This is a genomic window from Kitasatospora sp. NPDC058048 (assembly GCF_042885555.1).
GTDB classification, from domain to species: domain Bacteria; phylum Actinomycetota; class Actinomycetes; order Streptomycetales; family Streptomycetaceae; genus Kitasatospora; species Kitasatospora lactacystinica.
Genome location: NZ_JBHVRT010000035.1, coordinates 92,018 through 102,077 on the forward strand (window position 1 = coordinate 92,018; position 10,060 = coordinate 102,077).

9 protein-coding genes are annotated in these 10,060 nt (G+C 74.1%); 6 read left to right on the forward strand and 3 right to left on the reverse strand.

From position 1 onward, the window contains the following. Nucleotides 1-125: 125 nt before the first annotated feature. Entirely contained in the window at nt 126-692 is a 567-nt protein-coding gene (locus ACFVVA_RS30790; protein ID WP_387694030.1) for a CGNR zinc finger domain-containing protein, read from the reverse strand. A gap of 266 nt (nt 693-958) precedes the next feature. Here ACFVVA_RS30790 and ACFVVA_RS30795 point away from each other — a divergent pair, with 266 nt between their 5' ends. From ACFVVA_RS30795 to ACFVVA_RS30815, 5 genes are all read left to right on the forward strand, one after another. Further along, nucleotides 959-3,115 carry a protease pro-enzyme activation domain-containing protein gene (locus ACFVVA_RS30795; RefSeq protein WP_387694031.1) on the forward strand — a complete coding sequence of 719 codons (2,157 nt, stop codon included), beginning with the start codon at nt 959-961 and terminating at the stop codon, nt 3,113-3,115. A gap of 300 nt (nt 3,116-3,415) precedes the next feature. Next, a complete protein-coding gene (locus ACFVVA_RS30800) occupies nt 3,416-4,423 on the forward strand; it encodes an XRE family transcriptional regulator (protein ID WP_387694032.1) in 1,008 nt (335 codons plus the stop codon). A gap of 196 nt (nt 4,424-4,619) precedes the next feature. Beyond that, entirely contained in the window at nt 4,620-5,090 is a 471-nt protein-coding gene (locus ACFVVA_RS30805) for a VOC family protein (protein ID WP_387694034.1), read from the forward strand. Between the two features lie 32 nt (nt 5,091-5,122). Beyond that, complete coding sequence (locus tag ACFVVA_RS30810; RefSeq protein WP_387694035.1) at nt 5,123-6,031, forward strand: pyridoxamine 5'-phosphate oxidase family protein; 909 nt, start codon at nt 5,123-5,125, stop codon at nt 6,029-6,031. A 157-nt stretch (nt 6,032-6,188) separates the two neighbouring features. Beyond that, complete coding sequence (locus ACFVVA_RS30815) at nt 6,189-7,532, forward strand: peptidoglycan-binding protein (protein WP_387694036.1); 1,344 nt, start codon at nt 6,189-6,191, stop codon at nt 7,530-7,532. Between the two features lie 40 nt (nt 7,533-7,572). On the opposite strand, the gene ACFVVA_RS30820 is transcribed toward ACFVVA_RS30815, so the two are convergent. Both ACFVVA_RS30820 and ACFVVA_RS30825 read right to left on the reverse strand, forming a co-directional pair. Then, nucleotides 7,573-8,325 carry a TrmH family RNA methyltransferase gene (locus ACFVVA_RS30820; RefSeq protein ID WP_387694037.1) on the reverse strand — a complete coding sequence of 251 codons (753 nt, stop codon included), beginning with the start codon at nt 8,323-8,325 and terminating at the stop codon, nt 7,573-7,575. A gap of 5 nt (nt 8,326-8,330) precedes the next feature. After that, the gene (locus ACFVVA_RS30825; protein ID WP_387694038.1) at nt 8,331-8,978 is read right to left on the reverse strand and encodes a TetR/AcrR family transcriptional regulator; all 648 of its coding nucleotides are present in this window, start codon (nt 8,976-8,978) and stop codon (nt 8,331-8,333) included. A 100-nt stretch (nt 8,979-9,078) separates the two neighbouring features. Between ACFVVA_RS30825 and ACFVVA_RS30830 the strand changes: the two genes are divergently transcribed. After that, nucleotides 9,079-9,729 carry a hypothetical protein gene (locus ACFVVA_RS30830; RefSeq protein ID WP_387694039.1) on the forward strand — a complete coding sequence of 217 codons (651 nt, stop codon included), beginning with the start codon at nt 9,079-9,081 and terminating at the stop codon, nt 9,727-9,729. Nucleotides 9,730-10,060 lie beyond the last annotated feature (331 nt).

Below are 10,060 nucleotides of genomic sequence, written 5' to 3' on the forward strand. Positions count from 1 at the left end.
CCCCGCCTGCGGGGCCCCCCGGGCGGGCGCGTCGGGGGGGCGGGGGCGGGGGGCCCGGCGCCCCCGCCCGCACTGCTCCGGCCCGCCCGCCGGCCCGTCAGCCCGTCAGCCCGCCGGCCCTCCGATCAGCCGCGGGCCTTCACATAGTGCCGCGCCGCCTTCGCCCGGTTCCCGCACACCGCCATCCGGCACCACCGCCGGCGGCCGTTCTGCGAGGCGTCGAAGAAGTGCAGGATGCACGCCTCGTGCGCGCACTGCCTGACCCGGTGGGCCCCCTCGCCGAGCAGCGCGAGGAAGCCGTCCGCCGCCAGCCAGGGCGCCAGCCACTGCGGCCCGTCGGCCTCGATCCGGTCCTCGGCCCCGCCCGGTGCCGCCGTGCGCCGGATCCGTCCGCGCGCCAGCACCGCGTCCAGTCCGTCCCGCGCCGCGGCGCCCAACTCGCCCTGCTCGCGGGCGTCCCGGGCGGCCGACAGGATCGCCTCGCGGGTCTGCCGGATCGCCGCCAGGCCCGCCTCGTCGGCCGCGCAGCGCCCGCCCAGCCCGGCGGAGGAGAGCCAGATCGCGTACCCCTCGACGTCGGTGAGCAGATCGTTGACGGGCGTTCCGGCCCAGCGGGTGTTGAGCAGGTCGAGCGCGAGCGGCTCGCCGATCAGCGGTCGCGGGTCCCTCGGGTCGGGCTGCGCATCGGTCATGGCTCTCCCTCGGCTCGGTCCGATTCTACGTCCGCCCCCATCGGCCGAACCGGTCCGGTCCGGGCCGGACCGGACCCGGAATCCCGGTCATTCACTGTATGGAACCGCCGGGTTTCCCACTCTCCACAGTTGACTGTTTTTTAGCAACGAATTGCCCGGCCATGAGCCAATTCGCACACGGGTTCTGTCATGTTCGAGCCAGCGTTCTCGACCCCCTGAACGCCTGGCCCCTTGCCGGCCCCCACAGCCGGCCAGAGGAGGATCCGTTGCGTCCCCGCTCCCTTGCCCTCGCCGCGGCGATAGCCGTGCTGCCGCTGACCGCCGTCTCGCTCGGTGTCTCCACCGCGCAGGCCGCCACGCCCAACGCCACCCCGCGCGTCGCCCTGCCGAACACCGTGAACCCCGCAGTGGCCCACTCGGAGAAGAAGGGTGACGTTCCGGCCGAGCAGCAGATCGCGGTGTCCGTCAGCCTGAAGCTGCGCGACACCGACGCCCTGGACCGCTTCCTCACCGCCGTCGCCACCCCGGGCACCGCGGAGTACGGCCACTACCTGACGCCGGAGCAGTTCACCGCACGGTTCGGCCCGACCCAGGCCGCCGTCGACCAGGTCAGGACGTACCTGGCCCAGCAGGGCCTGACCGTCGGCGACGTGAGCGCCAACCGCCAGGTGGTCAACGCCCACGGCACCGCCGCCCAGGTCTCCCAGGCCTTCGGCACCCACGAGAGCTCGTACCTGGACCCGCAGCTGCAGCGCGCCTTCTTCGCCAACGACGCCGCGGCCTCGATCCCCTCCGACCTGGCCGCCGTGGTCCAGGGCATCAGCGGCCTGGACAACCACGCGGTGCGCAAGAACCGCATCGCCACGCCGAACGCCATCACCCCGAACGCGGCCACCGCCACCCCGAGCGGCATGGCCCCGGCCCAGTACACCGGCGCGTACAACCTCAACAGGACCGGCGCGGACGGCACCGGCACCACGGTCGCGCTGTGGGAGTTCGACGGCTACAAGTCCTCGAACCTGACCACCTACGACTCCCAGTACGGCCTGTCCGGCCCGGCCGTCTCCACCGTCTCGGTGGACGGCGCCAACTACGACTCCGCCCCCGGCCAGGGCCAGGGCGAGGTCGAGCTGGACAGCGAGATCGTCCGCGGCGCGGCGCCCAAGGCCACCCAGCTGGTCTACGAGGCGCCCAACAGCGACCAGGGCGAGATCGACATGGCCAACAAGATCGTGACCGACAACAGGGTCTCGGTGGTCTCGATCTCCTGGGGCTCCTGCGAGCCGGACACCACCGCCTCCTCGATGACCGCGGTCGACAACGCCTTCAAGCAGGCCGCCGCCCAGGGCATCTCGATCTTCTCCGCCTCCGGCGACGACGGCTCCCGCGACTGCACCCGCTCGACCAGCGGCTCCTCCGTCAAGGCGGTCGACTTCCCGGCCTCCAGCCCGCACCAGACCGGCGTCGGCGGCACCAACCTCAAGGTCTCCAGCGGCAACGCCTACTCCTCGGAGAGCGCCTGGAGCACCGCCGGCGGCGGCGTCTCCACCGTGTTCGCCAAGCCGAGCTGGCAGACCGGCACCGGTGTCAGCGGCACCATGCGCACCGTCCCGGACGTCTCCTCCAACGCCGACCCGGCCAGCGGCTTCGCGATCTACACCGCCGGCGGCTGGCAGGTCTACGGCGGCACCAGCGCCGCCGCGCCGCTCTGGTCCGGCTACGCGGCCCAGTTCAACCAGAAGGCCAAGACCGCCGGGCAGCCGGTCCTGGGCGAGGCGAGCCCGCGGCTGTACTCGGTCGCGAACAGCAGCGCCTACGGCAGCACCTTCCACGACGTGACCACCGGCGCCAACCAGGACTTCTCCGCGAAGGCCGGCTACGACCAGGTCACCGGCTGGGGCTCCCCGGTCGCCGACGCGCTGACCACCGCCCTGCTCGGCGGCGGCACCACCCCGCCGTCCGGCGGCTGCACCGCCGCCCAGCTCGTCACCAACGGCGGCTTCGAGACCGGCACCGCCTCCCCGTGGACCACCTCCAGCGGCGTGGTCGACAACAGCTCCTCCCAGGCGGCCCACTCGGGCAGCTGGAAGGCCTGGATGAACGGCTACGGCTCGGCCCACACCGACACCATGTCGCAGACCGTCTCGATCCCGGCCGGCTGCGCCTCCGCCAAGCTGACCTTCTGGCTGCACATCGACACCGCGGAGACCGGCACCACCGCGTACGACAAGCTGACCGTCCAGGCCAACAGCACCACGCTGGCGACCTACTCCAACGCGAACGCCGCCGCGGGCTACGTCCAGCGCACCCTGGACCTGACCTCCTTCGCCGGCCAGACCGTGACCATCAAGTTCACCGGCACCGAGGACTCGTCGCAGCAGACCAGCTTCGTGATCGACGACGTCGCGCTGAACGTGAGCTGATCACCGACCGGTAGCACCACCGAACCCCCGCCGGGGCGGAGCCGTCAGGGCCCGCCCCGGCGGTGTCCGTCCGGGCCCGCCCACGGCGGTGTGCGGGCCCAGGTCGGCGGCTCGTGTTTCCGGACTGTTTCAAGATCGCTAACCCTTCGGTCCACCTGCCGTGACCACTGTCATACGCACGACTGATGACGTAGCCTCTCGACCGTGCATAGGGTTCCCCAAAGCTCGGTGAAGCCGCTGGCGGCGCGCCCCGGCGCCGGCCCGGTCCCGCCGAACTCACCTGGTGGGGAGGGTCACCGCATGGCCGCACAGCAACCACAGGACGCCGCGCGACTGCGGCTGGTCGGGTCGCACACGGAGCGCCCCGGACCGGCTCCCGCCGGCGCCCCCGCACCACCGCCCGGCCGGCTCGCCCCGGTCGGCGGCTTCGCCGACACCCTGCACCTGGCCATCGAGGCCAGCGGCCTCAGCCTGGACCGCATCCGCGCCGCCCTCGCCGGACGTGGCGTCAGGGTCAGTGTCACGACCCTGAGTTACTGGCGGCGCGGCCGCAGCCAGCCCGAACGGGCCAGCTCGCTGCGCGCCGTCCACCTGCTGGAGGAACTGCTCGGCCTGCCGCACAGCGCGCTCTCCTCCCTGCTCGGCCCGCCGCGCCCGCGCGGCCGCTGGGCCGCCGCGGCCAACACCTGCCACCTCGGGCTGGAGGACGTCTGGCCGGGCGAGCAGGAGATCGCCAACATCTTCGCCGAGCTGAACGCCCCGCCGGCCGGCGAGCTGGAGCGGCTGAGCATCCACGACTCCTACTACGTGGACGCCGAGCGGCGCGGCAACCTGCTGCGGATGCGCCAGGTGGTGCGCGCCACGGTCGGCGGCGTCGGCCGCTGCCTGGTGGTGCACATGGCCGACGAGGAGGCGGCCGGCTGCCCGGAGATCACCTCGGTGCGGCACGGCCGGCTTGGCCGGGTGCGCCGCCGCCCCGAGGCCGGGCTGATCGTCGCCGAGCTGATGCTGGACCGCCCGCTCGGCCTCGGCGACAGCACGGTCTTCGAGTACGAGGTGGAGATCCCGCCCGGCGGCCCGACCATGGAGTACAGCCGCCGCTTCGCCAGCCCGGTGCGCGAGTACGTGCTCCAGGTGCACTTCGACCCGGCGGCCGTCCCCGCGCACTGCGAGCGCTACGACCGCGAGCCCGGCGCCGACGTCGACCACCGCCGCGAACAGTTGTGGATCGGCGCCTCGGCGAGCGCCCACGTCCTGGCCCCGGACCAGCAGCCGGGCCACATCGGCATCCGCTGGGAGTGGGCCTAGCCAGGGGCCGGGCCCTCCCTCTTTCCGAGCCCCGTCGGGACCGTCAGGCCCGGCGGGGCTTTCGCGTGCCCACCGCAAAACCTAACCGTTCCAGTGCCGTTCGCTGGTTGACGCTGCATCACCTAACTCCTACTCTCATGAGTACCGGTTAGGCAGCAGCCTTGCCGGACGCCGAAGCCTCCAGGAGTGACCAGGCATGTCCGCCACCACCCAGCTCCGCACCCTGCAGACCGGCCACGTGGGACTGAACGTCACCGACCTGGCCCGCTCGCTCGACTTCTACCGCGCCGTGTTCGGCCTGGAGGTCACCGCCGAAGGCACCGACCCCGAACGCCGCTACGCCCTGCTCGGCCGCGACGGCCGCCTGGTGGTGACGCTCTGGCAGCAGAGCGCGGGCACCTTCGCCACCACCGGCCCCGGCCTGCACCACCTCTCCTTCGAGGTCGAGAGCCTCGACGAGGTCCGCGCCACCGAACGGCTGCTGCGCGGGCTCGGCGCGGAGTTCGCCTACGACGGCGTCGTCCCGCACAGCGAGGGCTCGGCCTCCGGCGGCATCTTCTTCACCGACCCGGACGGCATCCGGCTGGAGGTCTACACCCGCACCGGCGTGGACGGGACCGACGCTGAAGCCCCCACCGCCGCCGCCCCGACCTGCGGCTTCTTCTAGAACGCGCCCCGACCACCGCCAGGGAGCCGACCATGACCACCAGCACGCCGTACCACCCCGGCGAGCGGACCGTCCAGGCCCGGGCCGACCGGACCGGACGGGCCGACCACGCCGGCCGGTCGATCCGCCGCACCGTCCCGACCGTCGCCGCCCGCTTCCTGACCGAGCGCCGGATGCTGGTCCTCGGCGCCGCCGACCGGGACGGCCGGGTCTGGGCCACCCAGCTGGCCGGCCCGGCCGGCTTCCTCTCCGCCCCGGACGAACACACCCTGGCCGTCGCCGCCCTCCCCGCCGGGGCCGACCCGCTGGCCGGGGCGCTGGACCGCCCGGCCCTCGTCGGCACCATCGCACTGGACCCGGCCGGCCGGCGCCGGATGCGGCTCAACGGGCGTTCCGTCCCGGACGGCCGGGGCGGGCTGCTGGTGCACGCCGAGGAAGTGGTCGCCAACTGCCCGAAGTACATCCAGCGCCGCACCCCGACGGACCGCCCGGCCGCCGGCCCGCCCCGCACGGTCGCCACCGGTCCGGCGCTGACCACCGCGCAGCGCCTGGCGGCGGCCACCGCGGACACCTTCTTCATCGCCAGCACCGGCCCGGACGGCAGCGTGGACGCCTCCCACCGCGGCGGCCTCCCCGGCTTCCTGCAACCGGTGGCACCGGACCGGCTGCGCTGGCCGGAGTACCCGGGCAACAGCATGTTCCTGACGCTCGGGAACCTGGAGCTGGACCCGCGCGCCGGCCTGCTGCTGCCCGACTGGGAGACCGGCGGGGCGCTGCTGGTGACCGGCGAGGCCCGCGCCGACTGGTCCGAGGAGGCCCGGCAGGGCGTCCCGGGCGCCGAACGGATGGTCGAACTGACCGTCACCGGTGTCGTCGAACTGGCCGACGCCACCCCGCTGACCTGGAGCGACCCCGAGTACTCGGCCGCCATCCCGCGCTGACCGCACGTCACCACCTCTAGGCCATCCCACCGATCGACGCCACGTCCGGGAGCCGAACGGGTCTCACCCGTTCGGCCTAACCCACCGTGACTCATCCCGCCCGCTTTGGGACTTTGGTCCGGATAACACGCGGAATAGTCCGGGAAAGAGGCGGAGCATGACCCTGACCGACCCCCTGTCCCCGCTCATCGAGTTCGACGACGTCGAACCGGCGGAGGACTGCATATGCGGGGGCTGCAACGCCCGCCGACGCGCACGGCTGCACGCCGCGCCGGTTCACGAGGGCGGCCACGCCGCCGCCCGCAGCGTCCGCCGCCGGGCCGCCGTCCTGATGGCCGCCGTGGGCACCGCGATAGGCGGCGGAACGGCCGCCGCCGGCGCCGCCACCGCGGCCCCCGCACCCGGCCCCACCCCGGGCGGCAGCAGCAACGCCCGGTCACAGACCCCCCAGGGCGAGGTCAGCGGCCTCTACGGCCAGGCTCCCGGCGCCCGCGCCTTCGCCGCCCCGCGCACCGCCGCGGCGCCGCTCACCCGGGCCCAGATCATCCAGCGCGCCCAGACCTGGGTCGACCAGGGTGTGCCGTACAGCATGAGCCGCTACTGGTCGGACGGCTACCGCCAGGACTGCTCCGGCTTCGTCTCGATGGCCTGGGGCCTGGGCAGCAGTCAGACCACCTGGACACTGCCCGGCTTCGCCGAGCGGATCGGCAAGAACGACCTCCAGCCCGGCGACGTCCTCATCTACAACAACCCGGCCAACCCCCAGGCCGGCTCGCACGTGGTGATCTTCGGCGGCTGGACCGACTCCTCCCGCACCAAGTACGTCGCCTACGAGCAGACCGGCCCCGCCACCAAGAAGCGCTCCACCCCGTACGCGTACTGGAACAACTCCGGCGGCTACGTCCCGTACCGCTACACCGGCCTGTCCGCCGGCGGCAACGACGGCGGCGGCACCTCCTCGACCGCCTTCCCCGGCACCGCCCAGTTCGGCCCCGGCGCCAACAACGCGTACGTCACCAGGCTCGGCCAGCTGCTGGTGCGGCGCGGCGGCGCCGCGTTCTACTCCGAGGGCCCCGGCCCGCGCTGGACAGAGAGCGACCGCCGCGCCGTCCAGGCCTTCCAACAGGCCCAGGGCTGGCGCGGCAACGAGGCCGACGGCATCCCCGGCAAGGACACCTGGGACTACCTGGTCAACGGCAAGGGCCGCGACATCGGCGGCGGAACCGGCACCCCGCTGCCGCCCCCGCCGCCCACCACCGGCGGCTCGGCCTTCCCCGGTGCGCGGTACTTCGGCCCCGGCCAGAACAACGACCACGTCCGTCAGCTCGGCGAACAGCTGGTCCGCAAGGGCTTCGGCGGCTCGTACGGCGTCGGCCCCGGCCCGCACTGGACGGAGAGCGACCGCCGCGCCGTCCAGGCCTTCCAGCAGGCCCAGGGCTGGCGCGGCAGCGAGGCCGACGGCTACCCGGGCCCCGACACCTGGCGCCGGCTCTTCTCCTGACGGCCCCACCGGGGCGCGGTGCCCGCCCGGGCACCGCGCCTCAGCGCCGCCCCGACATCCAGTGGAAGAGGCCCATCCCGACGCTGGTCGCCAGGTTGAAGCTGGACACCCCCGGCTGCATCGGCACCGCCACCAGGTGGTCGGCGCGCGCCTTGAGCTCCTCCGACACGCCGTGCCGCTCGGTGCCGAAGACCAGCAGCGCCTCGTCGGGGAACGGGACGTCCCGGATGTCCGCCCCCTCCGGATCCAGCACGTACAGGGGCCCGTCCGGCAGTTGCTCCGGCTCCAAGCGCTCGACCGCGGTCGCGAAATGCAGTCCCGCGCTGCCCCGCAGCACGTTCGGGTGCCACGGATCCAGGTCCCCGGTGGTCACCACCCCGGTGGCACCGAACCCCGCCGCCAGCCGGATCACCGCTCCGACGTTCCCCAGGTTGCGCGGATTCTCCAGCACCACCACCGGCGCCGTCCGCGGCCGGCGGGCCAGCACCGCCCGGTTCGCCCGCGCACCGGGCCGCACCGCCGACGCGGCCACCCCCGTCGGGTGCAACCGCGGCACCAGCCCCCGCAGCACGGCCTCCGGCACCTCCACCGCGAGCCCCTCCAGCGCCGGCACGACATCCGGCGCCAGCTCACCCGCCAGCGCCAGCAGAGCCGCCCGGTCGGCGGTCAGCACCCGCCGCACCTCGCCCCCGAACCGCAGCGCGTGCTTCAGCGCGTGGAACCCGTCCAGCAGCACCGCCCCCGGCTCCCGCTCGACCGCCCGCCAGGCCCGTACCAGCTCGTCCTCGTCCATGGCGGTCACTCTGTCACCCGCCCCGGACCCGGCTCACCGGGCCGCCCGGCCGCGGCGATCACCTCGTCGAAGCCCAACGCGCGCCCGGGCGGTCCGTCCGGTTCGCCGGCCAACCCGGCCAGCGCGAGGTCCAGGTGCCGGTGGACCAGGGAGCCGTCCGCGTCCAGCGCCGCCAGCGCCCCCGGCAGCGGACGGGACACCCGGACGCAGAGCAGCACCAGGTCCCCCGTCCCCACGTCGGGGCGCAGCCGCCCGGCCTCCCGCGCGGCCCGCAGCAGCCCCTCGACCGCCACGACGGTGCCCCGGCGAACGGCCACCAGCTCCTCGTCCACCACCAGGTGCTCCAACAGCACCACGATCGCCGCCCCCATCCGCAGATCGGCGGCGGCGTGCACGAAGCGGCGCAGCGCCAGGTACGGATCCGGCTCGGCCGCCCGCGCCTGCTCGGCGGCCTCGGTGAGCCGGGCCAGCAGGTCGGTGACCAGCTCGCGGACCAGCGCCTCCCGATCGGGGAACCGCCGGTAGAGCGTGCCCGGGCCGACCCCGGCCCGCCGCACCACCGCGTCCAGCGGGGCGTCCGGGCCCCGCTCCAGGAACACCTCGCAGGCGGCGTCCAGGATCCTGCGCCGGCTGCGCTCCGCGTCGGCCCTCATCCACAACTCCCTAACCGGAGAAAATCTCTCCCCCTATGCTAGCGTCACCAGAAGCGGAGAAAATTCCTCCGTCTTCTCGCCCTCTTCAAGGAGCGACCCCATGCAGCCCGGCCTCACCATCCGCACCGAAATCGACGGCACCCCCCACCCCCGGGAGGCCGTCCTCGCCTGGGAACTCGACCGCGCCCGCGCCGCCCTGCGCCTGCTCAAGCAGCGCCTCGGCGACGACCGGACGCGCGAACTGCTCACCCCCGACACCACCGCCGCCGACACCGCCCTGGCCGGCTGGGCCCGCGCCTCCGCCGGCCGCCGGCGCACCGCCGTCACCGAACTCACCGCCACCGGCATCGACGCCGACACCTTCCTCACCTGGTGGCAGACCCGCCTGCAGGCCGGCGACCGCGCCGCCCTGCTCGCCGCCAACCCCGAGCACTACCTCGCCGACTCCACCGGCGAGCAGGTCGAGATCATCGAAACCATCGGCACCGGCCCGGCCCGCTTCTTCCTCCGCTTCCACCACGACCTCCCCGGCGACGACACCTTCCCGGTCCGCATCGGCGGCACCGGCACCCTCGCCGACGGCACCGAGGTCCTCCACGTCCTCCACGAATTCGCCGACACCCCCGACGGCCTGCGCATCCGCCTCACCGTCCAGTTCCCGGAAGCCGCCCCCGACCTCCTCCCCACCGGCCACCAGTGGCACTTCGCCTGCGAGTTCACCAACTGGCTCCAAGCCGCCCACGCCGCCTGACCCCATCACCCCAACCCCAACACCACCGAGAGGAGCACCCCACCCCCAGCGCGAAAGGTGCCCCACCCTCCCCATCGCGAAAGGTGCCCCCTCCCCCGCGAGAGGGACGCGCTGCGGAAGGGGGCGGCGCAGGGGGTGGGTGCGGAGAGGGGCGTGACGGGTGATTTTCAGACTGCCAACGGTCTCAACGCCCCACCCCTCGGAGTGGGCAGTCTGAAAATCATCCAGCCCCCGGAGCCCCCCCCCCCCCCGCCCCGCCCCCCCCCCCCCCCCCCCCCCGGGCCCCCCCCCCCGCGCGGGCGCCCCCCCCGCAGCGCCCCCCCCCCCCGCC

Bases quoted from the DNA above. Each gene is read 5' to 3' on its own strand.
- ACFVVA_RS30815 (WP_387694036.1), top strand. From the start codon at position 6,189: ATGACCCTGACCGACCCCCTGTCCCCGCTCATCGAGTTCGACGACGTC.
- ACFVVA_RS30800 (WP_387694032.1), top strand. From the start codon at position 3,416: ATGGCCGCACAGCAACCACAGGACGCCGCGCGACTGCGGCTGGTCGGG.
- ACFVVA_RS30805 (WP_387694034.1), top strand. From the start codon at position 4,620: ATGTCCGCCACCACCCAGCTCCGCACCCTGCAGACCGGCCACGTGGGA.
- ACFVVA_RS30790 (WP_387694030.1), bottom strand. From the start codon at position 692: ATGACCGATGCGCAGCCCGACCCGAGGGACCCGCGACCGCTGATCGGC.
- ACFVVA_RS30810 (WP_387694035.1), top strand. From the start codon at position 5,123: ATGACCACCAGCACGCCGTACCACCCCGGCGAGCGGACCGTCCAGGCC.
- ACFVVA_RS30825 (WP_387694038.1), bottom strand. From the start codon at position 8,978: ATGAGGGCCGACGCGGAGCGCAGCCGGCGCAGGATCCTGGACGCCGCC.
- ACFVVA_RS30830 (WP_387694039.1), top strand. From the start codon at position 9,079: ATGCAGCCCGGCCTCACCATCCGCACCGAAATCGACGGCACCCCCCAC.
- ACFVVA_RS30820 (WP_387694037.1), bottom strand. From the start codon at position 8,325: ATGGACGAGGACGAGCTGGTACGGGCCTGGCGGGCGGTCGAGCGGGAG.